We start from the raw sequence: 23,247 nt of genomic DNA on the forward strand, positions 1-23,247 counted from the left end.
TTTACTAAAGCAATGTTTAAATAAGTGTTGATGCCATTAATTAAAAAGTGCCGTTAATTGTTGTTGTCGGTGGTTGGTTCGGCGATGAGGGTAAGGGCAAGGTAGTGTCCTACCTAGGACTTGCGGATAAGCCAAGTATTTGCATTAGGACGGGCTCCATAAACGCTGGGCACACGGTTAATTATAATGGGAGGACTTGGAAGCTTAGGATATTGCCGTCATGCTTCGTTAATAAAACAACGAGACTCATGATAGCGCCAGGCGCATTGCTTAAGATTGATGTTTTATTCAAGGAGATTGAGGAGACAGGTAGCAGGGGGGGTAGGGTTTGGGTTGACGCTAATGCGGGCGTTATTGAGGATAGGCACGTGGAGAGTGAGAGGAGTAATGAGTATTTAATGAAGGTCATTGGTTCAACAGGTCAGGGCGTGGGTGCGGCAATGGTTGATAGGGTGTTGAGGGTTTTGAAGACTGCCAAGGAGTTTCCTGAGCTCAGGGACTTAATAACTGACGTTAGTAAGGAGGTTAATGAAGAGTTGGATAGAGGCGGTGAGGTGATTGTTGAGGGTACGCAGGGGGGGACATTCCTAAGCCTTTACCACGGCACGTACCCATTCGTAACCTCCAGGGACACCACGGCAGCCGGCGTGATTAGTGAGGTTGGTGTTAGCCCGAGGCTCGTTAGTGACATTATCCTGGTGTTTAAGGCATACGTTACCAGGGTTGGGGGGGCTGGCGAATTACCCGGTGAGTTGAGTATGGAGGAGGTCGTTGCCAGGGGGGGTTGGGCTGAGAGGGGGGGCACGGTCACGGGCAGGCCCAGGCGCGCCGCGCCATTTAACATGGACCTCGCCAGGAGGGCTGTCATGCTTAATAGGCCGACCCAAATAGCCATCACGAAGTTCGACGCATTATTCCCAGACGCCCGCGGCAAGAGGAGGTGGGCTGACCTACCTGTTGAGGCGAGGAGGTGGCTCGAGAACGTTAGTGAGGCGTTGAGGGTCCCAATCACGTTAATAGGGACTGGGGGGGAGGATTCCATGGACATGATTGACATGAGGCGTGAGGTGATGGGTCCATGATCTATGACGTGGCAATAATAGGTGGTGGCCCGGCAGGCCTGTTTGCTGCGTATGAGATTGTGGAGAATGCGAGGGACGTCAGTGTTATATTGATTGATAAGGGTTACATGCCGAGGCAGAGGCATTGCCCGTTAGCTAAGATTGGGAAGTGCGTGTGCGTGCCGTGCCACATAACCCATGGCATTGGCGGTGCAGGGCTATTTAGTAGTGGTATCATTAATTTAAGGCCTGACATTGGCGGTGATCTTCAGGAGATCCTCAATAGTTGGGATGCCGCCAACCTACTCATTGATTATATCGATAGGGTCTTCCTGAAGTTTGGGGGGGCGCCTCAGGATAGGGTCTTTGAGCCTAAGGGGGGGTCGGCCTTTGAGGAATACCAGAGGGCATTAGCTCGGGTTGGTGCTCAGTTAGTGCCCATTAGGCAGAGACACATTGGCACTGACGGCTCTACCAGGGTTATTGAGAACTTCGTCTCGTACCTCACGGAAGCAGGTGTTAAATTCGCCATTGGCACTGCGGTTGAGCATGTCGAGAAGAGCAACGGAAACTTCCTACTAAAGACGAGGAGAGGCGTTATTGAGGCCAGGACGGTCCTAATAGCGCCTGGTAGGGCTGGTGCTGAGTGGTTTAGGGATGAGGCGAGGAGGTTGGGTATTGAATTGATGCCTAACCCACTGGATGTTGGCGTTAGGGTTGAGGTCCCCCCCAAGTACGTCATGGACCCAGTGACTAATCTATACATGGACCCAAAGATCATAATGTACACGAAGTCCCATGACGACAAGGTCAGGACATTCTGCGTTAACCCAGGGGGTTTCGTGGTCATGGAGAGGTATGACGATGGTACGGTTGGTGTTAATGGGGAAACTTACGTGGATAGAAGGAGCGGTAATACAAACTTTGCATTACTAACCTCTATCAGGCTCACGGACCCAATGGAGGACACCATCGAGTATGGTAAATCAATTGCGAGGCTAGCCACGAAGCTTGGTGGTGGTAGACCAATAATCCAGAGACTTGGCGATCTCGAGGATGGTAGGAGATCCACGTGGGATAGGATTAGGAGGAATGTTATTGAGCCGACGCTGAAGTTCGTGACGCCGGGCGACATTGGCATGGCATTGCCGCATAGGGTGCTCGATAACCTAATGGAGTTTCTCCACAGAGTTGATAACGTAATACCTGGACTCGCCTCAAAGTACACCCTACTCTATGCACCAGAGATTAAGTACTACAGCATGAGGGCCGTAGTTAATAGGTTCATGGAGACCACGGTAGATGGCGTATTCGCTGCAGGAGACGGAGCAGGGCTTTCCAGGGGGGGCATAAACGTGGCGGCAGCCACAGGCGTACTCGCAGCGTGGGGGGGAATACTCACGAAACTCGGTAAGGAGGTCAGGAACGAATTAATAAACAAGATAAAGTAAGAGATTAAAGAGAGTCAACGTCAAATTATAATTAATGACGAAACCCCCCCTGCCCTGACAAGTGATGAATTCAGCCTTGGCTGAAATAAGCAATTATTAATTTTGTTAACACGTAATCACCGAATACTTTCTATCTAAGCACTGAAAGTGATTTATTAACCAGGCAGTTAAATTAAGTATATGGATGCTCAATGGTTCATAAGGTCCCTGATGAGATAGGGATTTACTATGGTGATTGCAGACCAGGTAGAAGATGCGCGGCGAGGGAGCCCGTGAAAAATAAGGTGACCAGGGACGAAGTAATTGAATTACTTGAGGAATCCATAGACAAGATTGAGAAGTGGGATCTCTATGGGGATCAATGGATTAGTAATTACGTAAATGAGGTTAAGGAGGTAATCAATGGGTTTGAGAAATACGAAGAACTGAACGAATATCATAAGCTAATAATCAACCCAATTAGAGAAATACTCAAATCACTACTAAACAGGGTAGACAACGATTTAAGAAACTACTGGGTGAGCACACTGGGAAATGAGGTCGCTGAATTAATCCAAGACATAATAAGCGGAAAGGCTCAAGTAATAATAAATAAAACAAGCAAGACACTGACGGTCCACATCTATAAAACCCACATAACGCTGGACGTAAACAAAATACGAAATAACAGTGGAACAACCACACAACTAAGGATCAAAGGACTAAGGGGGGGGATCAATATCGAAATACCCAATATATTCAAGGAAATAATGAATAAAGGAGAATACGAAAAACTCGAAAAAGAAATACTCGTGCCATTGAGGCTAGGCTTCGCAAAAACGGACGAAATAATAAGAAACAGAAAACCAGCAATGATAACAGCACACCTATGGCAAGCCATACTATGGATGCTACTATACCCAGGAAAAATCCACATAAGTATTAATGGCATCGACATAAACAAAAACGACGTAAAAATTAAATGGTACTTAGAGACCTATGGATATAATTCATTAAAGAATGAAGCATTTGATGTGATTAAAAATTCCGATAAGACGGTATTTTTAATTTTGTACATACAGCAATTTTAGGTGATGCTGATGTATCGTTCTTAAAGCATGATAATCGTATTGAGCCAATAATTAGGCTATCAATTGGTTATAGTGAATACGAAAAATGGGAAACTGTACTTAATGTTCTAAGAGACTTTGGTATTAACTTTAGAACTGGTGATTATGCGAAGGGTGAAACTCAAGTAAGGATTAGAGGTAGCAATGCTGTCAAATTAGCGAGAAACATTATTGAGGCAACACCACCAATAATAAGGGTTTTGTTTGATAATCTTAGCATCGATAAATGGAATAAATTAAAACAGATGGCCTGTATGGAATTAGGTCGTAGACGAGGCAGATCACAAGTTGAGATCGGCAATATTGCTTCTCAATTAGCATTAATGACCGAGGCTACGTAACGCTTAGATTAAAGAGTCGCCGTGAAGGTATTATTAATGAAGCTAGAAATATACTTAAAAGCCTTGGTTTAAGGGAGGACTTTGATTACGGAGCAAAGATGAGCAATGACTATAATAAAATAATAATTTATCATGAAGCCATATTTAAGAATGAATGGCTTAAAAAACCAGTAATAGAAAAGCTATATGAAATGATGAATAGAGCTAATAATAATGAGAAGAGAAAAAGAAAAATACTCAAGGCTTTGCAAAGGCTTATTCAAACTCAGTCATCCACGGAGAAACAGGAAAATCATCAAAAGACTTAAAAAACTCCGAATAGCAATAAAATATGCCCCGGTGACCGAGAGGTCGAAGGTGCTCGGCTGCAGTGACGATTTTATATGCAGGAACCGAGTTTTCCCGGGTTCGAATCCCGGCCGGGGGGGCTCCAGTCTTCGTGGTTCTTGTGGGCTTTTTGGTGGGTCGTGTCTTGGTTCATTGACCGTGGGTTAGGCCTTCTATCTTCTTTAGTATTTCATTGGCTTCCTTCTCCCTGCCCAGTTCGGCTATTAATTGCGTTAATTTCTTAATCAGTATCACTAAGTCCTCTATCGCGTCTTTCCTATCCGCATAGTCGCTGGCCCCACGGTAGAGCCCGTTGTATGCATACCTATGTAGTTTTAGGGCTAATGAGTTTATGCCGACGGCTTCCCTATAGCCCAGCTCCTCTAGTCTCCTCGCTATTATGTTGAGTCCTGTTGTTGGGGGCTAGAAAACCTATTTTTCTGTACCACTCCCTCTCCTTATCGTCTTTAGGCATCTTATCCATGTTGAGCGAGACTAGGGCACTAACTATGGCTTTCCACGCATGAATGCCTTTTGCGATGCGTTTCTGCTGTATCCCCCCTCTCGAGGAGTTCAATGGCTAGGTTAAGCTCGATTATCGCCTCCTCAAGCCTGAAATTTACGTAATTCCCTAAGTCCTTAACCTGGGGGGGTACCACGCCTTCGCCCATTTCATGAAAATCAGCAATGGATGTCTTAATAAAATCTCCTAGTCCTTAGCATTAATCATTTATATCTACGGCTCATAACCTAACTATTACTATGAACATTATTGAATCTCTTAAGGGTATTGATTGTCTTGATGTTGTACAGAGTCGCTTGACAAAATGAGGAAGGGGTATTAACTGGAAAATTGAATTGAAGGGTTACAACGTAGGTCTCAACATTATTAGGGGTCCTCGCGATAAAATTACGCGACATGGGCATTATTAATTTATGAATTCTTTAGCATCGTTTTGTTTTTATCTATATTCTTTCTTAGTCTTTTGTTTGGTTTTATAAGATTATTTTTCAGGTGCATAAATTGCGCTTGATTTTATTACTTTTATTCATTTGAATTCTTCGTATCCTTGTATGAGCTCGGGTAGGGATAAGATAAGCATGATCGTGTTCTCAGGGACTGAGGATAAGTTAATACCGGTTGGTGCGATTTCGCAGGCTGCTGCGGCGCTTGGTTATGAGGTGAATATATTCTTCACTGGATGGGCGATGTTTAAGTTGTTGAAGAACCCGACACCTCCTGTTTGGCCTAAGGAGTTTGAGCAGTTTGTGCCTAGGCTTCAGGAGGGTATGGCTAGGATAAAGGCGCCGACGTGGCTAGACATGCTCAGGGAGGCTAAGAAGATGGGTGCTAAGGTCTATGTATGCTCAATGATGGCGTCAGCGGCCGGCCTTAAGAAGGAGGACTTCGACCCATCACTTGTTGATGATGTTGTTGGCGTAACAACATTCCTGGAAATGGCCAAGGGTGGGCAGGTGCTCTTCATATGAGGTGATGGGCATGGGTCAGGGCAATAGGATCCTCGTGGACGCCAGGGGGCATTGCCTGTCCAGGACCCATTACCGAGGTTGTTAAGGCGTATAGGAATGCGAGGAATGGTGATGTAATAGAGGTTTGGGCCACGGATCCAGGTTTTGAGCCTGACATAAAGGCTTGGATACAGAGGACCGGCAACCAGCTCCTGGAGCTTAGGAAGGAGTCTGATAAAATAGTCGCCGTGATTAAGGTAACTGCCAAGAAGTGATTTAAGGTGAATTATCATGTCCACGCTTAAAAGGAAGGTTATCATTATTGGTGGTGGTACAGGCGGTGCAATGCTCGCTAATAGACTCCCAAAAGATGAGTTTGAGGTTACAGTCATAGATAAACAACCCTATAACTACTTCTGGCCCTGGCTACTCTACATAGCATTCAGAGGCTCCAAGAGACCCATTAAGCGCGAGATACGCTCGGTGCTTAAGCCCTGGGTAAACTTCATACAGTCCGGCGTAAGGGTTGTTAATCTTCAGAATAGGTATGTGGAGCTTGAGAATGGGAAGAGGCTTGAGTATGACTATGTAGTGATAGCCACAGGAGCCACTGTGGATTACTCGAGGGTTCCCGGTCTCGATAAGGTCACGGAGATGTTCGGTAATTACCATAGTAACGAGGAGAATGCCTGGAGGGTTTGGCAGACATTGAACGGCATGAAGGAGGGCACGTTAGCGATCATACTGACTCCAGGTGCTTATAGATGCCCACCAAGCCCGTTAGAGGGTACGTTCCTCGCCGAAGAATTCTTCAGGAGGAGGGACTTAAGGGATAAGGTGAGGATAGTCTTTGCAACCTTCTACCCAAGGCCGTACCCTGCCGAGCCCATGAATGAGTTAATAGAGCCTCTGCTTAAGGAGAGGGGTATTGAGTACATAACCTTCTACACGCTTGACCACATAGACCCCCCCGAGAAAAGGGTCGCCTACTCCATGGAGGGTGAGGAGCTTAAGTTCGATGCGGCAATAGTCATACCACCGCACGTTGGTGTTGATATTAAGTATGTACCGGAGGATGTACTGGATAGTGATAGGTTTGTCCAGGCGGATAAATTCACGAATAGGGTTAAGGGGGGGTTTGATGACGCATTCGTGATTGGCGACGCCTCAGCACTTCCCGTCGCCAAAACGGGGGGGGTTACAGCTCATCTGCAGGCTGGTGTTGTGGCTAGGATACTCCAGGGTGAGGATGCTCGTAACACGGGCCGTACTAACTGCCCATTTGATGTTGGTTATGGCCTTGGCACATTCGTGATAAGCGACTATAATAATCCAACGATTAAATACCCAATAAACAGGATTAACCACTTGTTCAAGGTCGCCTTCGCAGCCACTTATTGGGACATGATACTATACCCAGAACTCTGGGACCCAATATTCGAGGCTTACTTTGAGGCTACGGAGCCGGCGAAACTTCGTTACCTATATAGGTGAGTAGCATGGTTGAGAGTCGATTAGAATTTGAGAGTAAGCTTCTCGAGGTACTAACGCCGGAGTACCTGGAATCGCTCATTAAATTCCTTAAGGTTATAAAGAGGTTGGATGAACTTGGCGTACTCGATTCATTAAACAATTTATTAAATAACGAGGTCATTGAAGACCTCGCGAAAAACCTACTGACCACAAGCGCCATTAAATTACTTAATGAGCACGACAAGATTCTATCAATAATAGCAAAGCTCACGGAACCCAGCGTAAGGGATGGTGTTGAGAAGGCCCTTGACCTCATAGGTGCAATGGGTAATGTTGGCCTTCTTGATACGTTAAAGGACGTGCTTGGGGGGGATCCTGAGGTGTTGAGTGAGTTGGTACATACTTTAATTAATGATAATAGTACGTACTTAATGACAAACCTTGATACATTGCTGGAGTTCATGGCACATATTAGGTGCTGTGCTTATGTGGCCTCCCTAAACGCTGCCAGGAGGGAGGTTGCTGCTGATGGGAAGTCTGTCATTGAGACAATGAATGAGTTGTTAAGGGATGCTGATGCCAGGAGAGGATTAAGGTTCCTATTACTAGCGGCTAAGTACCTCGGTAAGCAATTAGCTGAGAGTGAAATTAGTAAAATTAAGGACTTCATTTACGTCTTTGAGTAAATAATGTATGCCCTCATTCCATTAAAATCATGATCTTGGTCATACTCCTTGAGTGTTAATCCATCCTCGCTCATTGCCAGGACGTACGCCTTAATGTAATCCTTCAATTGAAGCTTTTCCCTAGTCGTTATTATTCGAATTATGGTGCTCTCCCTCTTATACGATACCTTATCCTCCCTACCCATTAATAGTAATTCAAGGGCTACCTGATTGGTGAGACACCGACAACCCTATATATCATTACATGATTATGGTCAGAGGATTCATATATGGAGTCCACATATGGCTTCACAACCTGGGAATCAAGTAATGCATCCATGACCAATGCCACAGAACCCCCCCCGTTACTCACCACCATGTACACAATCTCCTCAAAGCCCTGCGGCTCATAATTAATTAACCTCTGCATTGCGCAGGTACATTTAGTGAACTCGAGATAGCTTGTTGGGACGCTATCCGTGTAAAACGCCACAGTCGTAGCCCTTAATACCCTGTAAATCCTAAATGTCATGCTTGGTATTGTGCCAAGCCCAACATCTATTATATAGAGCCCAGGCGATACATCAACCCTATCCTGTGTAAGATTTCTAAAGTTAAGCCTATACATGTACCTCCTCCTCTCCTTCACGTCCAGGTAAGTCTCAACAAAACCCCCTCTTGCGCAATAAATTAATGGCATTTCTGGCGGTTCTAGTTCCAAGCCCCCGTACCATCTATTATCTCCTTAAACGTGACGTAGGTCTTATTATTTATTAAATGCTCAAACTCCAGGTAATTGAGGATTAACCTGGCTGAGAGAGGTAATTCCTCGAGCGTGCCTACAGTCTCCTCTTCCTCACTACGTCTATTAGCCATTTCGAGATAAGATTCTATAAAATCTCAATAATAATTTTTCTTTTCGGATCAGCGTCTATTAAAGCCGTACTTCTTTATTATGTAATTATAGGCTGAGTAAGCGGCGAGGGCTCCCTGTCCGGCAGCCACCACTATCTGCCTGAAGTCTCTTGGTGTTAAGTCAACGCAGTCCCCCAGCCGCGTAAATACCTGGTATGCTTGTTTCCATTAGGTGATTGACTTTTATGTAACCATCCTGTGAGAGCTCAAGCCCAATCCTCTTAAATAGATCGACTGGAGGTTCCGCGCCAATCTCTACGAATAATCCATCAAGGGGTAATTCGAAGATCTCCTTCGTATCGACCCTCTGCAGTACTGCCTTCCTAAGTAGTTTATCGCCCTGCAGCTCCTTAACCACGGTGTTCCATATAATCTCAATCTTCGGATTCTTAAGCAGTAGGTCCTGGTAGTACTTCTGGGCCCTCAATTGATTTCTCCTGTGTATTATGTAAACCTTGCTTGCGTACTCAGTTAGTAGCAGTGCGGCTGATGCGGCTGAATCACCACCGCCAACCACCGCGACGACCTTACCCTTAAACAACGGCGCATCACAGGGTGCGCAGTAGCTGACGCCTCTGCCATTGTACGTGTCCTCACCAGGCACGTTAAGCTTCCTCTTCTTTTCACCAACCGTGAGTATTACGGTCCTCGCAGTATACTCATCACCATTTAATGTATAGATCTTGAATAGATCGCCATCCCTCTCCACGTTCTCCACGGAATCGATGATTATAGGTACGTTGTAATACTTAACATGTTCCTCAAACTTAGTCACTAGGTCGGGACCCATAATCCTTGTGTAGCCGAGGTAATTCTCAACCCAGCCAGCCTTAGCTACCTGCCCGCCAACCTCCTCGGTTATTATTATTGTGCTCATGCCGTACCTAGCCGCGTATATGGCCGCCGACATGCCCGCTGGTCCTCCGCCGATTATTACTGTGTCGTATACCTTGCCCGTTAACTCTTCACTAACTCCAAAATCCATCTTAGTAACTGATATCTTAAATGTACTGCTCATTGAGCCGTAAAAGATGGAATTCAATAAAAACCTAACGCAGCTAATTACTAACCATTGTGAATGCAACTTCTTAACATGGAATCCCTAATCCTCTGCGCATTCTCCTCGGGCACTGAGTCATACGTGAAATTACCGCCGCCAGTCTCCATGCCGGCCGCATACTTAATCTTATCCTCCTCCCTCAATATGCCATAAACCTCAATGTGCAGGTGATAATACGGATAATCACCCTTCAGTGGTGCCTGGTGTAACACTAATATGTATGGCATTGACTTATTAAACACGTGCGTTAATCCGCACAGCGACACCTTAAGGATCTCCGCTAAACCCCTAACCTCCTCCTTAGTAAGTTCCGTGATTAATTGAACGTGCCTTCTCGGGTAAATATGAACCTCAAAGGGCCAATGCGAGTAAAAGGGCATGAATGAGACCCAGTAATCATTACTATGGATCAACCTTACATTATCCCTAAGCTCAGCACTCAATATGTCGCAAAATAGGCACCTACCATAATTATTAAAGTACTCCTTAGCGCTGTTGAGCTCTCTTTCAATTCTACTAGGCGTGAATGGCAACACATATATTTGGCTATGGGGGGGATGCGTTAGTGAGACGCCTATTTCCCTACCCTTATTCCTAAACCAAAGAAAGTAATGCGCGTAATCCTTACCTGTCTCCTCTCTCACCTTATTAATTATCATGTTTAATACATACTCGATCTGATCAATGGGTAGGTCACTAATATCGTCAATGTTGTGCTCAGGGGTTTCAACAACCACGTAGCACTTACCCATTGACTTACCGGTCTTATAAAACCAGTGATTGCTAGGTTCGGGTGGGTTCTCCATAAGCATTGGGTACCTATTCTCAAGTATTAGGGCTCTCCACCCATAGCCAGTCTCTGGATTTCCGGGGGGGCAGAATGGGCAATAATTACTTGGTTGCCACGGCCTAAAACGCCTAATGTTCGACACCAAAACCCACTCCCTAAGCGTTGGGTCCCACCTAAGCTCCATGACGGGCTTATTAGCCATGCACCATCACCCCCCATTATCTATACTAACGACCCAGCCCCTCGGAGCCAAGCCCCTACTTAAGACCTTGCTCAGTATTTCCCTGGCGATAGTCTCGTCCCTAACAAGCGCAATGACTGAACCACCCAAACCAGCCCCCCCGGATAACTTGGTCCATAGGCACCCTCACTCACCAGGAAATTAACCAGTTCATCTATTACGGGTAAACTAACATCATAATATTCACTGAGTAATCTATGTTGATAAGTCATGACCTTACCAATTATGGCCTCCCTCCAGTCATAACGGGAAATCAAGCTATCCACCTCGGCACTACTTAGGTTGAGTATTCTCGTAATATCTTTAATATCAACACTCTCTCCCCCCTAATAACGCTCAATGCCAGTTTCGTACTTTCATTAGCCCTCAATGTATATAATATCCTCCTTTTAGATGTGTTATCTAATTCATCAATAAATTGGCTTATTTCATCCTCCCTTATCTCGTCCCAATGAACCTCCCAATAATGGGCACCAAGTCTCCTCCTTAAGCTCCCAGGTATGTCCATACTAAGTAATTTATGGAGTCCCTCATCAATCTCCTGTTGACGCTTAGGATGTATATCCGCGGTACTATGCCTAATGCCAGTATCGACGACGAGGAATACCCCCCCATTAAGGCGTGGTAAAACTTCAACATTATAGGGAGGCCTAGTCTCTATGACTACAATGTCGCCAAAGGCGGCGGCATACTGGTCAAGCCTACCGCAGGGTATGCCCATAATATCGTGCTCAGTCTCATAGGCCATCTCAGCAATGGCCTTCCTATCCAGGTTAAACCCATTAATGGCGCTAATCGCTGAGGCTAACGCAACAAGTAGTGTACCACTGCTGCCAAGCCCCCCCGACGCTATCGGCACATTACTACGTATCCACGCCCTAAAGGGGGGGCTGATAGAATAGCCATGTCTCATAAAAGCCATTACAAGTGCCCTAACGTAATCGCCAAACCACCTGCCACCAAGCAATTTCAATTCACCTAATGAGAACCTATCAATATACTCCACATTTCATCTCTTAAATTACCTGACGCCACCACGAATTCATCTTGAGACCTGGAAATAGCGATGAAAGTCCTTAGGTTAATACCAACGGCAACAACGGGTAATCCCTTATAGTCCTGGTGTGTATTGAGGAAATCTAATCTACCTGGCGCCGAAGTTATTAGGGCTGGTTCCTCATTAAAGAATTCCCTGAATTCCCTAGCGACTATGTCCACAGCCATAATTACTGAGGTATGCCCTACATTATGTATTAAAGGATTAAAGGGCAACTCATTGATTGAGTACTGTGGTTAAGGTACGTAGAGAAGTCATTATGGGCTTGACCGTGGATGTTCTGGAGTTTGATCATGGGGGGGTTGAGACGGTGGAGGCAGCGTCTAGGGAGAGTGGTGAACCCGTGGGTAGGATTGTGAAGACGTTATTGCTTAAGGCTGGTGACGAGTACTTAGTGGCGATTGTTAGGGGGGGTGATAAGGTCATTAATTTTGATAGATTGTCTAAGGCATTGGGTAAGTCGGTGGCGATGGCTAAGGCGAGGGAGGTTAGGCAGGTTTTGGGTGTTGATGTTGGTGCAGTGACGCCACTTAGTGAAAGGGTTCTATCGCTTAAGGTCGTTATGGACCCATCAATACTAGAGAATGACTATGTATTATGTGGCGGTGGGTCTAGGAATACGCTGATGAGGATTAACGTTAAGGACCTGGTGAATCTACTAAAGCCGATGTTTATTGATGCCTTTGATCAGGCTTCCTGAGCTTGGCTATGAAGAAGCCTGGCGTGTCATGTACATGCGGGTAAAACCTGACGACGGAGTTCCTATACTTATCAATTAACCCGCCTGATACCTTGGGAATACTTATGTCAATTACCTCGAAGCCTAGGCCCTCGGCGTAGGCAATGTTATCCTCGTTCTCGAGCGGCGGTATCGTGCATGTTGAGTAAATGAGGATGCCACCCGGCTTCAATAACCTCCATGCGACCCTAATGAACTGCCTCTGATAATTCGACATTGCCATGACCAAGTCCATGGTCTTTACGTCAAAGAGTCTCGGCCTAACGCCCATGTCAGTGCAGGGTGGGTCTATGAGGACTTTATCCGCGGAATTAACTAGGTCGGGCCTATCAATGTCTAGGTACCTCGTATCCCTGACCTCAACCCTATAAAGACCATCCATGCCAAGCCTACTTAATATCTCAGTCATCTCCCTAACCTTACCCTCACTCCTATCAAACGCGTGAACAATAGCCCTACCACCACTTAACTGTATTATATGGCTCGTCTTACCACCAGGTGCCGCATTCATGTCAATAATAACCTCATTGGGCTTAGGGTCGATTACATGACCAACCCACTGGGCCGGTAGGCTTTGGTCGTAGAATAGACCTAGTTCGTACTCCCTCATCTCCCTAACCTTAGGCATCTCATAAACGCTGACTAAGGTCTTAACCGCAATACCGTGTCTAACGGTCTTAATATCGTCATTACCGACCTCAGCTATTCCAAACGCCACAACCTCACCATTAGGGGCTAGAACATTAACCTCATCACCTCTCCTAACTCCCTCATCCATCTTCACCACGCCAGGCACGTATAGGTTAGCGCCTACGTAAACACTCTCAGCAGCTCTCTTATCGGCGAGTACGTACTTACGTGCTGACGGTATCTTATTAGGTCCTTTAACAGGAAACCATAGCGCCTCAGGTAAGTACTCATCGGGATTTACGTCTATGGATTTTTCACGCAGTGATCTCATTAATTCCTCAGGGCTTATCCTCAGGGTATTGACCCTAATGTAGTACCTACTTGGTGGTATCCTAATGCTTTCAAAGATTCTTTCTAATTCACTTTCCGAGAAGTACTGTAGGAAGTATTTGTATAATTGATAATCAAGCCTATGCCCCCCCTTGACGATTTCTACCTCCTTCCTCACGGATACGTTACCCACCATTCAGGCCTAAGCCTGAGCCTCACCGTAATTACTTAAATCCCTTAACCTCTTAAGCAAAATATTAACGGCGTCATTTGGATTCTCCTTAGCAACTTCCATAGTTCCATACTCTCAGTGATTATGTACCTAAGAACCCTGGACCTGGTCTTAATCGGTTTCGTACTCTCAACCCTAACATAGCCATCACTCGCTAATTTGCCGAGGACTTTAGCCGTCTTTAGAATGTCTGAATGCTTATCATTAAGCCCTGCGAATTTCAGTAATGACCTCGCCTTAATGGTCACTCTCCTACCCCCCCTACTCTTACTTACTAAATCAACGAGTGCTTTTATAATTCGTGAATCGTACTCCTCCATACAATGCGCATTTAATTAACCCTTATATAACAGTTATTCACCGGAGAGCAAACGCAAATCACTTTTTAAATAGGGTCAGGGGCATGCCCTGTGGAACTTACTGACAAAAGAAAGTCATTGCTAATGGAGCTTCAGTACAACTTCCCAATAACTAAAAGACCATTTCTTGACGTGGCTGAGAGACTTGGTGAGGATGAGGATTGGGTGCTGAGTGAGACAAGAAACCTATTAAGCAACGGCGTAATCAAGAGAATCGGCGCACTGGTAAATTATAGATCGAGAGGCTTGGTATCAGCCTTAATCGGCGTTAACGTACCAAGCGAGCTAATAGATGAGGTTGCTAAGGCTGTAAATTCCGATCCTCAGGTCTCGCATAACTTCGTTAGGGAGCACCCTAGGTACAACATGTGGTTTGTCACGAAGGCCAGGAGTAAGGAGGAATTAGTAATGAAGGTCTCTAATACCCTGTCCAGATTTGGCATTAATGACTTCGTGGTATTAACAGCATTAAGGACCTATAAGATAGATGTTAAGTTTGACCTAATCAGTGGGGGGGTATCTCGAACAAAGTCGATGATATTACCACTCAACGTGCCGCCCATAGAATCCACGGGGGGGCTCCCAATGGAGTTTTTCAGAAGGTTAAGGGCAATAAGCATCGAGAGGGAGCCCTTTAATGAAATAGCTAACCTCGCCAATACAGATGTTAATGGGTTGAGAAGATTAATTGATTATTTAATGAAAGTTGGAGTGATTAGGGATTTTTACGCGACATTGGACTCGGACAAGGTGGGATTTAGGGAGAATGCAATGGTAGTATTTAAGGCGACGCCGGAAATCTGTGAAAGAGCCGCGTTAATTGAGGAAACGACACACGTAGTGCTTAGGGAGGTGACTCTTGGATCATGGCCATATAACTGTTACTTCATGATACACGGCATTAATAAGGACGTGCTTGAAGATTCCATAGCCAATATAATGAAGAGATTGAATATAAATGAGTACGAAACCCTTTATAGCACTAGGAATTTACTGCCTGAAATGCCGAGGAGGCTCGAATTAACCAGTGCGTGACCCCACCTTAGCCCTACTAACCAGCCAATAAGCCAGCGCAAGCACCAGTATGCTGGCCACCAGTAGTATGCCATAACTGAAAGATGCACCTGGCGATGCTACATAAAGTAGTAATTCCCTTGAGATTGCCGTGAGGACCACCGCAAGCACCAGGTCTACGACCACAGTGCCCGTTTTTATATATTCTAGGAACATGTCGACAAATTCCAACGCTATGACAACCAGAAACACCGCAGATAAGGCACCTAGTATCTTCACGTCAGATATTGAGGAGAAGGGAATCAACGATACAATATCCCTAACGGCTAAGTACAATGCCACGGCGCCTAAGACCACGGTTATTACTATTATCACTACGTATAGTGCAATGCTTATGAACCTGAAAGCCCTTACAATATCCTTAGTATCCATTAACCACGGAATTTAAGGGATATTTTTAGGTCTTTACCATTATTTATCATTAACAATAAGCCACGGCTTATACCAACGCGTCATAATCAATTATGATGCAATAATATTTTTAAGGCCTCATCGCAAAATCCTTATCGTGTCCTTAGAACGGCTTTATGAAATTCTTAGGAAGGTCGATAGTAAGGTTGATGAGGTGTACAAGCTAAGGGATAGTAATGATGCTGAGATTGCAGGTTAATAAATGAGGTTAAGGTTAAGGTTCAGGGTGAGGTTGAGGAGTACATAAAGAGGGTTATTAATGAGTATAGGGAGAACAGATCTAGGGAGATTGAGAATGAGGTGAGCAAGTACTCGGAACAGTTACGTAAGGAGGTTGAGGAGTTCAGGAGGAGGGTCAATAATGCGATTGATAAAACCGTTGATGAGGTTGTTAAGACATTAATTGGTGAGTAAGGGGGGGAATGTCGAGTAATTACGTAATTAAATTAACAGCGCTTGGCCCTAGGGTTAGGGGGGGGTTAAGGGCTAGGTACTTGAGTAAGGATAAGTTGAACGCCTTGATACTGGCCCAGACCCTTGATGATGCAGTGAATGTGTTAAAGGGTACTGAGTATGGGGGGGATGCCCTTGAGAGGTTGGGCAAGATAGTTGATGAGGCTCAAGTAACTAATGAGGTTAGGTCTCACATAATTAGGTCAATAAGTTCATTGGCATCGTCGGTGCCATCGCCGGCATCCACCATTCTGAAGTCATACCTGGTGAGGTTTGAGCTTGAGAATGTTAAAGTAATAGCTAAGTCATTAACGAGGGGGATTGGAGGGCGGCGGATCATTAGAGGGTTTAATTAACGTAACTGTTGAGGAGGAGCTTGGTAGAAGGCATGTTCTGGCTGCGATAATGAGTGTTAGGGATGTTGAGGATTTACGTAATAAGTTAATGGAGCTTCAGCACCCAGCTGGTCCAGCACTTGATATCTTCCTAAGGATTAGTAAGCAGTATCCTCAGTATAACGTGATGCTTATTGATACGCTCATTGATAAGGCATTTATAGAGTATCTAATGCGTTTGGCTAGGATTGATTATTCAGTTAATAGGTTTATCAAGGAGCTTGTTGACTTTTATAACCTTAACGTTATATTGAGGAGTAAGTTATGGGGTATATCGCAGGAATTAATAAATGAATTAGCAATACGTTCAGGTGCAGTATTCAGTACAGCCGTGAAGATATACGGCGAGTCACCAACGAGGATACTTGAGGAGATGGCCTCGGTATTTCCGTCAGTTGATCAATTAATTAAGGTCGCAGGTTCGTCAGACCTTAGGTTATTGGTTCAATACCTTGGTCCATTCAGTTACAGGTTTGCAAAGGACCTTGAGGACTCGATGATATCACTATTTACTGAATTCTCGCCAGGCGCTGCCCTGGCCGCCGTGCACTTTAAATTCATTGAGAGTGACTTAGTCATTACGTTGTTAAACGCTTTCCTGGAGGGCATACCGAGGGACTTCGTGGTTAAGCTCTACGGCCCTGTTATTTAAGGTTCCTTATCTCCTCAACCTTCTTCAGCAATTCCTCCCTGGCCTTATTTATTCTCTCATTTACCTGCTCAAGGTACTTATTCACAATCTTCTTGGCCTCCTCCTGAACTATCTCATTAATCCCAGGCATTAACCTTGGCTTATTAGCAAATTATAAATGCTTTATGCTCCATGCTCACCGCCTAGTGCTAAGGATTAATGAAGCCGTAAGCATGATTAATGAGATTAACATAAGTATTAATGCGTACATACCATGGAGATTATTAACCGCATTATTACCCTTAACGTACGCCACTGATGTTATGATAGCATTACTACGTTGAATGCATGTACCATTCACTAGTATGTTGACTATCGTGTTTATGCAGGGGGGGCATGATAACGGAACAGCCGGTTTAATTATTATATCAAGATTATTATCGGCTTGGGTTGTTGTGAATAGTGAGTATGTGTATGGCGTATAATCAATGATTCTCCCATCGCTTAATACGGTAATTGATACATAACCACTGCCAAGTATTGTGGCATTTATCGTGAGGATGCATGAGCCCGGTAGTGTGATATTGACCCATTTACTCGTTGGATTATAAATATTGAACGTGACTTGCGAATTATTGATTATTCTAACATAGCTTACTGCTGGCATTAACGTGATTTCTCTCGCTATTATTGACCCATTACTTAGTCTCTCGGGTTGTCCATTATTTATTAAAACTAATGCGCTACCAATTACGTAATTATTAATCTTAACTACTTGAGGGAATATGCATGTTGTGTTGCTTTTTAACTCACCGTTTATGCACGTGTACGTAGTGATTACGCCCTGGTTTGATGGAATCACTAGCAGTATTAGGCTCACGATTAATAACGCCAGTGATATTATCTCCGCGTACTTAATTATTGTTAATGTCCTTGGCATCATTAAACCCTACGGAAGTGAGTACTTATTGCGTCCCAATCCTCCTTACTTAATCTCCAGCCCATGGCACCTGCGTTCTCCTCAACATGCTCAACCTTACCTGCCTTCGGTATTGGCACCAGGTTGTCAATTCCTATATACCAATTAAGCACAACCTGTATTGCTGTCTTACCATACTTCCTACCAATATTTCCGAGAAACTCATTACGGGCAAACTCGCCCTTCTCAAGTGGCGTATATGCCAGGTAAAGCATTCCATTCCTCTGCACGTATGGTATTACTGACGCCTCATCAACCCTATGGAGGAGACTATACCTATTCTCCACAGCAGCAATGTCATACTTACTGAAGCATTGCCTAGCCCTCTCGATACCCTCAACATCGAAATTACTCAAGCCAACAAACCTAACCACACCATCATCTATCAACCTCTCAAAGGCCCTCATCGTCTCGCAAATAGGCACATCAGTGGCAGGCCAGTGAAGTAGGTAGAGATCTATGTACGTACCTAGCCTCTCCTTACTAGCCCTAGCAGACCTAATAACATCATCATAGCGGGCATGGTTCGGCCAAACCTTAGTAACTATAAAGAGTTCCTCCCTTGGGAAGCCCTTTATCGCCTTACCAACCAGCTCCTCTGCATGGCCTCCACCATACATCTCCGCCGTATCGATGAGAGTCATCCCCAACTCAATTCCTCTCCTCAATGCCCTGACCCAATCCTCATCATTTGAGTAGTCAGGTGACCAAAAACCGCCGCCTATACCCCACGTTCCCATACCTATTACAGAAACATTACCATTTATTGATTTTATGTACTTAGTATCCTTACTCAATGGCATAGGCAATCATGGGAGTACCTCCATGAAGCTTAATAAGGGTTATGCCGAAGACATAATAATTGATTCTTGTATTGAATTACTGCATTAATTTAATATTATTTATTATTAAATATGTGTATTAAGTTAAATTGTTCTAAATATAAAAATCCTTATTAATAAGTTATGTAATAAATAAAATGATGTCTGCAGAATTAGGCGAGAGGGAGAAGACAGTCTTAAGGATTATTGGCGACACCTGTGATAGGAAGGGCCAGGATAGTATCAAGCTTGAGGAGGTTTCTGAACGCTTTAAAATAGCTGGTTTTAATATCAATGATGTCATGGACATGCTGTACAGACTTGAAGACCTGGGTTTAATCAGACTTGAGATAATTGGTATTCAACGATAATTCACATCACAGATAAGGGTAAGGATGTCTAACAGGTCTCTGTAACCTTCATTGAATTTAGGGGGGGCGTTAAGTTAAAATTTTATCTTTACGAATAAGTTATGGTGGGTTTAATTAAATGTTTAGGAAGGGCCTTGACTTCATTAAGGAGCCCTATAGGATGGTCATTCAGAGCCTACTGAACTCATTGATTAAGTTATACGGTGATAACCTAGTTTCACTCATTATTTACGGCAGCGTTGCAAGAGGTGATCAACGTAAGGATAGCGATATTGATATGCTAGTGATTTTTGAGGAGTTGCCTAAGCCCATTTCTGATAGGATTAAGATGTTTGAGAGGGCCGAGGATGAGGTTCAGCCATTACTTGATGAGTTAATGAATAGGGGCTACGCCATTACATTATCCCCCCCATTAATAAAGACTAGGGAGGAAGCTAGGAGATTCTCACCGCTTTATCTGGATATGACTGAGGATGCCGTGATTGTTTATGATAAGGACGGATTTTTTGAGGGAGTGCTTACAAGAATAATCAACAGGCTAAGGGAATTGGGCGCGATGAGGGTCTGGGTTAGTGATAAGGCTTGGTACTGGTCCTAAAGAAAGACTATAGATTTGGCGAGGTGATTGAAATTGAATAATCTTGAGATGGCAAGGTCCTATATCAACCAGGCTATGGAAAGGATAAAGCATGCAAGAGAAGCATTAAGCGGTGGTAATTATCCATACGTAGTTAGACAGTGCCAGGAGGCCGTTGAATTACTGCTTAAGGCTGCACTGAGAATTGTCGGTGTGGAGCCGCCGAGGTGGCATGATGTTGGTCCAGTACTCAGAAGGGAACGTAGTAAGTTCCTGGGTGGTTTCAGGAATATATCGATGAGTTGGCATCAATATCGAGGAGCCTAAGGAAGGAGAGGGAGTTCTCAATGTATGGTGATGAAGAGAGTGGAATACCTCCTGAGGAATTGTACACTAGGATAGATGCTGAGCGGGCACTTAATGATGCTGAGAAGGTTCTCTCATTGGTTAAAAAGTTATTTAATGAAGCAGGTGAGTTATGAAGAGTATTTTTAAGTATGATGGATTTTTATATTTTCGTTATACGCATCCTGTTGGTTTTGGTGCTCCTGCTACTTTGCATGCTCCGTGGGCTGGTCCGTCTGGGAATAGTTCGTATAACATCATTCATGGTACTAATAGTAACACTGGGAATACTGTTTGCATTGCGTAAGTACATAAGTGAGTGAAAAGCATTACAACACCTAATGGGCGTATGCTGTGCATCGTAAGGAGGCTTAAAATCCTAAGGCGTGGCATTCATAATAATATGGGGGTTAACGTTATCGTAAACCATTACGGAGCTACTGAAGACGCTGGCTGGTGTTAAGGATATTGAGGAGTTTATCATTGACCTAATAGCTGAGAGGCTCGACCCTTCACGTAGGATTGAACTGTACTTGAAGCTTCATGGAGATTACCTTAGAGTTGCCGAGGAGCTTTATGCTAAGGGCGATTTGGTGCAGGCTAGTGAGAAGTACTGGGGTGCCGTGACGGCCCTGCTTAATATCGTTGGTGAGAAATTAGGGATGCCCCCCCATTACAGTCATAGGGACCTTAGGGAAATAGCATCTTACCTAACAGAGGTGACCCATGATCCTGAATACACCAGGCTATTCTCAAGTGTTGAGACTCTACACGCAAATTTCTATCATGGCTTCCTGAGAAAGGCGTCCTTTGATGCCCATAGGGAGGATGCCATTAAATTAATTAATAAATTGAAGACGTACCTAAACATAAATGCTTAAATTGGTTGTCACTACCTTATGGTATGTATGAGTGAGTCATTAAATGATGCCGTCAAGGCGCTAGAGATGGCCATCGCTGAATTGAATGAGTACGCCAAGTCTAGAGACCCAATGCTACTTAGGGATGCGGCCGAGAAGGGGGGGTGGTTAGCGGTTAGTAAGGCCATTGAGGCCTTGCTCAGAGCTAAGGGTATTGAAGCCAGGACATATAGGGAGAGAAGGGACGCTTTGAGCAGGCTTGGCCTTGATTATCTAAGGGATAGGTACGCAGCTAGGGAGAAGTTTCTGCACATTGATTGCTTTTATGATGGTCTGTGCGACGAAGAATTCGTGAGGAAGGAGTTAGATAAAGTGAGGGAAATGATAGATGAGGTGAGAGAACTCATTCTGAGCCCGTAAAATCATGTAGAAAGGGATTAAATAAACATAGCGATTTTATTCCTGTGGCATTAGTGTTATCGCCGACGATCGCGGAGTTGCTTAGGGAGTTAGCTGGTGATAGGGATATTGAGGAATTCATAATTGACATAGTGACGGAGAGACTTGACCCACCGCGTAAGGTTGAGGTTTACCTAAGGTTGAGCGAGGATTATCTTAAGGCTGCCGATGAGTTGTACAATAAGGGTGATCTGGTTCAGGCCGGTGAGAAGTACTGGGGCGCTATTGCGGCTTTACTGAATGCAATTGCTGAATTAAGGGGTTGGGATCACTACAGCCACAGGGATTACGACGTAATAATTGGAAGGCTGTACAAGGAGACTAAGGATAAATCAATCCTAACAAACTTCAGAATGGCTGAAGGACTACATGCAAACTTTTACCACAACTTCATGGATAGGGAGGAATTCGAGGTGCATAGGGAGGCTGTGTTTGAGTTAATAGGGAAATTGAGAGAATTTTTGAAGAATCTAAATAAAACCTAATCCCTATAGTAATATAGTATCTTGATTCTTTATCATACTGGGCAGGGTTTCATCATTAATCAGAGACCAGAAACCTCAATTATCTATTATCGTACATATAGTGCTGGCGATTAAAAATTAATTCTATTAACGAGAAGTCTCATTATAGCGTGATAAATGAGTAATGGGAATGAAGTAAACGCCTGGCGGCCCCCCCGGTGGGATTTGAACCCACGACCTACGGCTTAGAAGGCCGCCGCTCTATCCATGCTGAGCTACGGGGGCCAAGTATGGTGTAGATTATTGATTTTTTAGTTTTTCTCGTTTAGATTCTTAAGACGCTTATCGTGAAGCCGTATCTCTCTTCCTCACCTGGTTTTATTATGGTTAATCCCATACCATTGTGGTACGCGTCCGGCGCGCCGCTCATTGGCTCTATGGCGACTGCGTTGGGTACTCCCGTGAATACTTGGACATAGGGCATGTTGCGCCGTACCATCCTTATCATTGAGTATTGGGATTCTAACGTTATGTCGCCACTTATTAAGAAGCAATCATCAAACTCCCTCCTTACAACATCATCTAAGTTAAATGGTATTAATCTACCAGTTGGTATTTTGTTAATCGACTCACAAATCCGCGCATCTCCCTGGATGCTCATCCTCCAATCATCACTGACTATGAAGTATGGGTGGGTACCAACAACCAGCGGTGCGTTTCTTAACCCCCCCGTATTTCGTACAATAATCTCGACATTAAGACTCTCATCATTAAGTGCGTACTTAATTATTGATGTTAATTCAGTCGGGTAACCAGGGTGATTAAGAACATGCTTAAGTGCTACATTGTCTTCACCTATGGATATGACGTCCCACTCCTCATTCAGGACGAGCCCATGAATCGCGTGACCCTCCTCATTCCTGGGCAGGTAATACTTTACACCCTCAAACTCATACTCCCCCCCCACCCCCCCCTCACTCTATTCGCGAACGGTATCATTATTGCCATACCGCTCCACGTCGGTTTATCAGGATTACCTGGTAGTATCACGTCCTTACCCAAGACAGACCACATGAGTAGATATGCGCCTCTCCTGCATATTACGGCTTGGGAAACATTATTACCTAGTTCGACGCACTCCACAGTCAGTGAGTCAT

At 44.5% G+C, this 23,247-nt stretch carries 33 protein-coding genes, 2 tRNA genes and 2 pseudogenes; 18 read left to right on the forward strand and 19 right to left on the reverse strand.

Translation table 11 applies throughout. From position 1 onward, the window contains the following. Positions 1 to 47 precede the first annotated feature (47 nt). From JCM11217_RS06565 to JCM11217_RS06585, 5 genes are all read left to right on the forward strand, one after another. Positions 48 to 1,082, forward strand: a complete 1,035-nt coding sequence (locus tag JCM11217_RS06565; RefSeq protein ID WP_054842433.1) for an adenylosuccinate synthetase — start codon at positions 48 to 50, stop codon at positions 1,080 to 1,082. Beyond that, positions 1,079 to 2,512 (forward strand): NAD(P)/FAD-dependent oxidoreductase, encoded by a 1,434-nt coding sequence (locus JCM11217_RS06570; protein WP_054842434.1) that lies wholly within the window; start codon positions 1,079 to 1,081, stop codon positions 2,510 to 2,512. The genes JCM11217_RS06565 and JCM11217_RS06570 overlap by 4 nt, the downstream gene beginning before the upstream one ends. 191 nt (positions 2,513 to 2,703) lie before the next feature. Further along, positions 2,704 to 3,582 (forward strand): hypothetical protein, encoded by an 879-nt coding sequence (locus tag JCM11217_RS06575; protein ID WP_054842435.1) that lies wholly within the window; start codon positions 2,704 to 2,706, stop codon positions 3,580 to 3,582. A gap of 478 nt (positions 3,583 to 4,060) precedes the next feature. Then, positions 4,061 to 4,270 carry a hypothetical protein gene (locus JCM11217_RS06580; RefSeq protein WP_054842436.1) on the forward strand — a complete coding sequence of 70 codons (210 nt, stop codon included), beginning with the start codon at positions 4,061 to 4,063 and terminating at the stop codon, positions 4,268 to 4,270. Positions 4,271 to 4,295: 25 nt separating this feature from the next. Then, a tRNA-Cys gene (locus tag JCM11217_RS06585) sits at positions 4,296 to 4,395 on the forward strand. Positions 4,396 to 4,792: 397 nt separating this feature from the next. Here JCM11217_RS06585 and JCM11217_RS14630 read toward each other — a convergent pair. Beyond that, positions 4,793 to 4,960 carry a PaREP1 family protein gene (locus JCM11217_RS14630; protein ID WP_243678591.1) on the reverse strand — a complete coding sequence of 56 codons (168 nt, stop codon included), beginning with the start codon at positions 4,958 to 4,960 and terminating at the stop codon, positions 4,793 to 4,795. Positions 4,961 to 5,363: 403 nt separating this feature from the next. Here JCM11217_RS14630 and JCM11217_RS06590 point away from each other — a divergent pair, with 403 nt between their 5' ends. Further along, positions 5,364 to 5,780, forward strand: coding sequence for a DsrE/DsrF/DrsH-like family protein (locus tag JCM11217_RS06590; protein ID WP_054842437.1), 417 nt, complete (start codon positions 5,364 to 5,366; stop codon positions 5,778 to 5,780). Here the strand turns inward: JCM11217_RS06590 and JCM11217_RS14635 are convergent. After that, a complete protein-coding gene (locus tag JCM11217_RS14635) occupies positions 5,773 to 5,913 on the reverse strand; it encodes a hypothetical protein (protein WP_243678592.1) in 141 nt (46 codons plus the stop codon). The genes JCM11217_RS06590 and JCM11217_RS14635 overlap by 8 nt on opposite strands. Between JCM11217_RS14635 and JCM11217_RS14640 the strand changes: the two genes are divergently transcribed. The 3 genes from JCM11217_RS14640 to JCM11217_RS06600 are packed head-to-tail and all read left to right on the forward strand — an operon-like array spanning position 5,849 to position 7,918. Further along, the gene (locus JCM11217_RS14640) at positions 5,849 to 6,034 is read left to right on the forward strand and encodes a sulfurtransferase TusA family protein (protein WP_243678651.1); all 186 of its coding nucleotides are present in this window, start codon (positions 5,849 to 5,851) and stop codon (positions 6,032 to 6,034) included. The genes JCM11217_RS14635 and JCM11217_RS14640 overlap by 65 nt on opposite strands. A gap of 16 nt (positions 6,035 to 6,050) precedes the next feature. After that, positions 6,051 to 7,253 carry an FAD/NAD(P)-binding oxidoreductase gene (locus tag JCM11217_RS06595; RefSeq protein ID WP_054842438.1) on the forward strand — a complete coding sequence of 401 codons (1,203 nt, stop codon included), beginning with the start codon at positions 6,051 to 6,053 and terminating at the stop codon, positions 7,251 to 7,253. Positions 7,254 to 7,258: 5 nt separating this feature from the next. Further along, positions 7,259 to 7,918: a hypothetical protein gene (locus JCM11217_RS06600; protein ID WP_054842479.1), complete on the forward strand. Its 660-nt coding sequence runs from the start codon at positions 7,259 to 7,261 to the stop codon at positions 7,916 to 7,918. Here the strand turns inward: JCM11217_RS06600 and JCM11217_RS14645 are convergent. The 7 genes from JCM11217_RS14645 to JCM11217_RS14665 all read right to left on the reverse strand — a co-directional run bounded on the left by JCM11217_RS14645 (position 7,903) and on the right by JCM11217_RS14665 (position 12,127). Further along, positions 7,903 to 8,103 carry a hypothetical protein gene (locus JCM11217_RS14645; RefSeq protein WP_243678593.1) on the reverse strand — a complete coding sequence of 67 codons (201 nt, stop codon included), beginning with the start codon at positions 8,101 to 8,103 and terminating at the stop codon, positions 7,903 to 7,905. The two genes, JCM11217_RS06600 and JCM11217_RS14645, sit on opposite strands and share 16 nt — an antisense overlap. Before the next feature lie 17 nt (positions 8,104 to 8,120). Beyond that, a complete protein-coding gene (locus JCM11217_RS14650) occupies positions 8,121 to 8,618 on the reverse strand; it encodes a hypothetical protein (protein ID WP_243678594.1) in 498 nt (165 codons plus the stop codon). Then, positions 8,609 to 8,773, reverse strand: a complete 165-nt coding sequence (locus tag JCM11217_RS14655; protein ID WP_243678595.1) for a hypothetical protein — start codon at positions 8,771 to 8,773, stop codon at positions 8,609 to 8,611. The genes JCM11217_RS14650 and JCM11217_RS14655 overlap by 10 nt, the downstream gene beginning before the upstream one ends. A gap of 160 nt (positions 8,774 to 8,933) precedes the next feature. After that, on the reverse strand, positions 8,934 to 9,830 hold the full coding sequence (locus tag JCM11217_RS06610) for an FAD-dependent oxidoreductase (RefSeq protein WP_243678596.1): 897 nt from the start codon (positions 9,828 to 9,830) through the stop codon (positions 8,934 to 8,936). 47 nt (positions 9,831 to 9,877) lie between these two features. Continuing rightward, on the reverse strand, positions 9,878 to 10,864 hold the full coding sequence (galT, locus tag JCM11217_RS06615) for a galactose-1-phosphate uridylyltransferase (protein WP_054842439.1): 987 nt from the start codon (positions 10,862 to 10,864) through the stop codon (positions 9,878 to 9,880). Positions 10,865 to 11,180: 316 nt separating this feature from the next. After that, complete coding sequence (locus JCM11217_RS14660) at positions 11,181 to 11,909, reverse strand: hypothetical protein (protein WP_243678597.1); 729 nt, start codon at positions 11,907 to 11,909, stop codon at positions 11,181 to 11,183. After that, positions 11,882 to 12,127: a galactokinase family protein gene (locus tag JCM11217_RS14665; protein ID WP_243678598.1), complete on the reverse strand. Its 246-nt coding sequence runs from the start codon at positions 12,125 to 12,127 to the stop codon at positions 11,882 to 11,884. The genes JCM11217_RS14660 and JCM11217_RS14665 overlap by 28 nt, the downstream gene beginning before the upstream one ends. 65 nt (positions 12,128 to 12,192) lie before the next feature. Here JCM11217_RS14665 and JCM11217_RS06625 point away from each other — a divergent pair, with 65 nt between their 5' ends. Then, positions 12,193 to 12,660: a YbaK/EbsC family protein gene (locus tag JCM11217_RS06625; RefSeq protein ID WP_054842440.1), complete on the forward strand. Its 468-nt coding sequence runs from the start codon at positions 12,193 to 12,195 to the stop codon at positions 12,658 to 12,660. Here JCM11217_RS06625 and JCM11217_RS06630 read toward each other — a convergent pair. Further along, positions 12,632 to 13,837: an RsmB/NOP family class I SAM-dependent RNA methyltransferase gene (locus tag JCM11217_RS06630; RefSeq protein WP_243678599.1), complete on the reverse strand. Its 1,206-nt coding sequence runs from the start codon at positions 13,835 to 13,837 to the stop codon at positions 12,632 to 12,634. The two genes, JCM11217_RS06625 and JCM11217_RS06630, sit on opposite strands and share 29 nt — an antisense overlap. 59 nt (positions 13,838 to 13,896) lie before the next feature. Then, the gene (locus JCM11217_RS06635) at positions 13,897 to 14,211 is read right to left on the reverse strand and encodes a hypothetical protein (protein ID WP_243678600.1); all 315 of its coding nucleotides are present in this window, start codon (positions 14,209 to 14,211) and stop codon (positions 13,897 to 13,899) included. Between the two features lie 90 nt (positions 14,212 to 14,301). On the opposite strand from JCM11217_RS06635, the gene JCM11217_RS06640 reads away from it, so the two are divergent. Further along, on the forward strand, positions 14,302 to 15,285 hold the full coding sequence (locus JCM11217_RS06640) for a hypothetical protein (protein ID WP_054842442.1): 984 nt from the start codon (positions 14,302 to 14,304) through the stop codon (positions 15,283 to 15,285). Here JCM11217_RS06640 and JCM11217_RS06645 read toward each other — a convergent pair. Then, positions 15,271 to 15,696 (reverse strand): phosphate-starvation-inducible PsiE family protein, encoded by a 426-nt coding sequence (locus JCM11217_RS06645; RefSeq protein ID WP_054842443.1) that lies wholly within the window; start codon positions 15,694 to 15,696, stop codon positions 15,271 to 15,273. The genes JCM11217_RS06640 and JCM11217_RS06645 overlap by 15 nt on opposite strands. Before the next feature lie 461 nt (positions 15,697 to 16,157). Between JCM11217_RS06645 and JCM11217_RS06655 the strand changes: the two are divergent. Then, positions 16,158 to 17,235 (forward strand): annotated as a pseudogene (locus tag JCM11217_RS06655) (V-type ATPase subunit). On the opposite strand, the gene JCM11217_RS14670 reads toward JCM11217_RS06655, so the two are convergent. The 3 genes from JCM11217_RS14670 to JCM11217_RS06665 are packed head-to-tail and all read right to left on the reverse strand — an operon-like array spanning position 17,228 to position 18,996. Next, positions 17,228 to 17,365 carry a hypothetical protein gene (locus JCM11217_RS14670; protein ID WP_243678601.1) on the reverse strand — a complete coding sequence of 46 codons (138 nt, stop codon included), beginning with the start codon at positions 17,363 to 17,365 and terminating at the stop codon, positions 17,228 to 17,230. The pseudogene JCM11217_RS06655 and the gene JCM11217_RS14670 sit on opposite strands and share 8 nt — an antisense overlap. A 45-nt stretch (positions 17,366 to 17,410) precedes the next feature. Continuing rightward, entirely contained in the window at positions 17,411 to 18,157 is a 747-nt protein-coding gene (locus JCM11217_RS06660; RefSeq protein ID WP_054842444.1) for a hypothetical protein, read from the reverse strand. Continuing rightward, positions 18,157 to 18,996 carry an aldo/keto reductase gene (locus tag JCM11217_RS06665; protein ID WP_054842445.1) on the reverse strand — a complete coding sequence of 280 codons (840 nt, stop codon included), beginning with the start codon at positions 18,994 to 18,996 and terminating at the stop codon, positions 18,157 to 18,159. The genes JCM11217_RS06660 and JCM11217_RS06665 overlap by 1 nt, the downstream gene beginning before the upstream one ends. 179 nt (positions 18,997 to 19,175) lie before the next feature. Here JCM11217_RS06665 and JCM11217_RS06670 point away from each other — a divergent pair, with 179 nt between their 5' ends. From JCM11217_RS06670 to JCM11217_RS06680, 3 genes and pseudogenes are all read left to right on the forward strand, one after another. Further along, a complete protein-coding gene (locus tag JCM11217_RS06670; RefSeq protein ID WP_243678602.1) occupies positions 19,176 to 19,385 on the forward strand; it encodes a MarR family transcriptional regulator in 210 nt (69 codons plus the stop codon). Positions 19,386 to 19,503: 118 nt separating this feature from the next. Then, positions 19,504 to 19,983 (forward strand): nucleotidyltransferase domain-containing protein, encoded by a 480-nt coding sequence (locus tag JCM11217_RS06675; RefSeq protein ID WP_243678603.1) that lies wholly within the window; start codon positions 19,504 to 19,506, stop codon positions 19,981 to 19,983. Between the two features lie 75 nt (positions 19,984 to 20,058). Beyond that, a pseudogene (locus JCM11217_RS06680) lies at positions 20,059 to 20,444 on the forward strand (HEPN domain-containing protein). Between the two features lie 37 nt (positions 20,445 to 20,481). Here JCM11217_RS06680 and JCM11217_RS14675 read toward each other — a convergent pair. Then, a complete protein-coding gene (locus JCM11217_RS14675; protein ID WP_243678652.1) occupies positions 20,482 to 20,565 on the reverse strand; it encodes a TusE/DsrC/DsvC family sulfur relay protein in 84 nt (27 codons plus the stop codon). A 170-nt stretch (positions 20,566 to 20,735) separates the two neighbouring features. On the opposite strand from JCM11217_RS14675, the gene JCM11217_RS06685 reads away from it, so the two are divergent. Genes JCM11217_RS06685 through JCM11217_RS06695 form a run of 3 tightly spaced genes read left to right on the forward strand, consistent with a single transcriptional unit; the run spans position 20,736 to position 22,111 of the window. Continuing rightward, positions 20,736 to 21,188, forward strand: a complete 453-nt coding sequence (locus JCM11217_RS06685) for a PaREP1 family protein (RefSeq protein ID WP_054842446.1) — start codon at positions 20,736 to 20,738, stop codon at positions 21,186 to 21,188. A gap of 27 nt (positions 21,189 to 21,215) precedes the next feature. Beyond that, positions 21,216 to 21,587 carry a hypothetical protein gene (locus tag JCM11217_RS06690; RefSeq protein WP_054842447.1) on the forward strand — a complete coding sequence of 124 codons (372 nt, stop codon included), beginning with the start codon at positions 21,216 to 21,218 and terminating at the stop codon, positions 21,585 to 21,587. A gap of 44 nt (positions 21,588 to 21,631) precedes the next feature. Beyond that, a complete protein-coding gene (locus JCM11217_RS06695) occupies positions 21,632 to 22,111 on the forward strand; it encodes a PaREP1 family protein (RefSeq protein WP_054842448.1) in 480 nt (159 codons plus the stop codon). Between the two features lie 183 nt (positions 22,112 to 22,294). Here JCM11217_RS06695 and JCM11217_RS06700 read toward each other — a convergent pair. From JCM11217_RS06700 to JCM11217_RS14680, 3 genes are all read right to left on the reverse strand, one after another. Further along, positions 22,295 to 22,376, reverse strand: a tRNA-Arg gene (locus JCM11217_RS06700). A gap of 39 nt (positions 22,377 to 22,415) precedes the next feature. Further along, the gene (locus JCM11217_RS06705) at positions 22,416 to 23,057 is read right to left on the reverse strand and encodes an aldose 1-epimerase (protein WP_243678604.1); all 642 of its coding nucleotides are present in this window, start codon (positions 23,055 to 23,057) and stop codon (positions 22,416 to 22,418) included. Further along, positions 23,027 to 23,233 carry a hypothetical protein gene (locus tag JCM11217_RS14680; protein WP_243678605.1) on the reverse strand — a complete coding sequence of 69 codons (207 nt, stop codon included), beginning with the start codon at positions 23,231 to 23,233 and terminating at the stop codon, positions 23,027 to 23,029. The genes JCM11217_RS06705 and JCM11217_RS14680 overlap by 31 nt, the downstream gene beginning before the upstream one ends. Positions 23,234 to 23,247 lie beyond the last annotated feature (14 nt).

Source organism: Vulcanisaeta distributa JCM 11217 (genome assembly GCF_001316005.1).
In the GTDB taxonomy this organism is placed as follows: Archaea; Thermoproteota; Thermoprotei; order Thermoproteales; family Thermocladiaceae; genus Vulcanisaeta; species Vulcanisaeta distributa_B.

Coding starts and splice junctions, on each gene's coding strand:
- JCM11217_RS06570 (WP_054842434.1), top strand. CDS start 1,079: ATGATCTATGACGTGGCAATAATAGGTGGTGGCCCGGCAGGCCTGTTT.
- JCM11217_RS06575 (WP_054842435.1), top strand. CDS start 2,704: ATGGTTCATAAGGTCCCTGATGAGATAGGGATTTACTATGGTGATTGC.
- JCM11217_RS06580 (WP_054842436.1), top strand. CDS start 4,061: ATGAGCAATGACTATAATAAAATAATAATTTATCATGAAGCCATATTT.
- JCM11217_RS14630 (WP_243678591.1), bottom strand. CDS start 4,960: ATGGGCGAAGGCGTGGTACCCCCCCAGGTTAAGGACTTAGGGAATTAC.
- JCM11217_RS06590 (WP_054842437.1), top strand. CDS start 5,364: ATGAGCTCGGGTAGGGATAAGATAAGCATGATCGTGTTCTCAGGGACT.
- JCM11217_RS06595 (WP_054842438.1), top strand. CDS start 6,051: ATGTCCACGCTTAAAAGGAAGGTTATCATTATTGGTGGTGGTACAGGC.
- JCM11217_RS06600 (WP_054842479.1), top strand. CDS start 7,259: ATGGTTGAGAGTCGATTAGAATTTGAGAGTAAGCTTCTCGAGGTACTA.
- JCM11217_RS14645 (WP_243678593.1), bottom strand. CDS start 8,103: ATGGGTAGGGAGGATAAGGTATCGTATAAGAGGGAGAGCACCATAATT.
- JCM11217_RS14655 (WP_243678595.1), bottom strand. CDS start 8,773: ATGGCTAATAGACGTAGTGAGGAAGAGGAGACTGTAGGCACGCTCGAG.
- JCM11217_RS06610 (WP_243678596.1), bottom strand. CDS start 9,830: ATGAGCAGTACATTTAAGATATCAGTTACTAAGATGGATTTTGGAGTT.
- galT (WP_054842439.1), bottom strand. CDS start 10,864: ATGGCTAATAAGCCCGTCATGGAGCTTAGGTGGGACCCAACGCTTAGG.
- JCM11217_RS14665 (WP_243678598.1), bottom strand. CDS start 12,127: ATGGCTGTGGACATAGTCGCTAGGGAATTCAGGGAATTCTTTAATGAG.
- JCM11217_RS06635 (WP_243678600.1), bottom strand. CDS start 14,211: ATGGAGGAGTACGATTCACGAATTATAAAAGCACTCGTTGATTTAGTA.
- JCM11217_RS06645 (WP_054842443.1), bottom strand. CDS start 15,696: ATGGATACTAAGGATATTGTAAGGGCTTTCAGGTTCATAAGCATTGCA.
- JCM11217_RS14670 (WP_243678601.1), bottom strand. CDS start 17,365: ATGCCTGGGATTAATGAGATAGTTCAGGAGGAGGCCAAGAAGATTGTG.
- JCM11217_RS06660 (WP_054842444.1), bottom strand. CDS start 18,157: ATGATGCCAAGGACATTAACAATAATTAAGTACGCGGAGATAATATCA.
- JCM11217_RS06665 (WP_054842445.1), bottom strand. CDS start 18,996: ATGCCATTGAGTAAGGATACTAAGTACATAAAATCAATAAATGGTAAT.
- JCM11217_RS06670 (WP_243678602.1), top strand. CDS start 19,176: ATGTCTGCAGAATTAGGCGAGAGGGAGAAGACAGTCTTAAGGATTATT.
- JCM11217_RS06675 (WP_243678603.1), top strand. CDS start 19,504: ATGTTTAGGAAGGGCCTTGACTTCATTAAGGAGCCCTATAGGATGGTC.
- JCM11217_RS14675 (WP_243678652.1), bottom strand. CDS start 20,565: ATGTTATACGAACTATTCCCAGACGGACCAGCCCACGGAGCATGCAAA.
- JCM11217_RS06690 (WP_054842447.1), top strand. CDS start 21,216: ATGAGTGAGTCATTAAATGATGCCGTCAAGGCGCTAGAGATGGCCATC.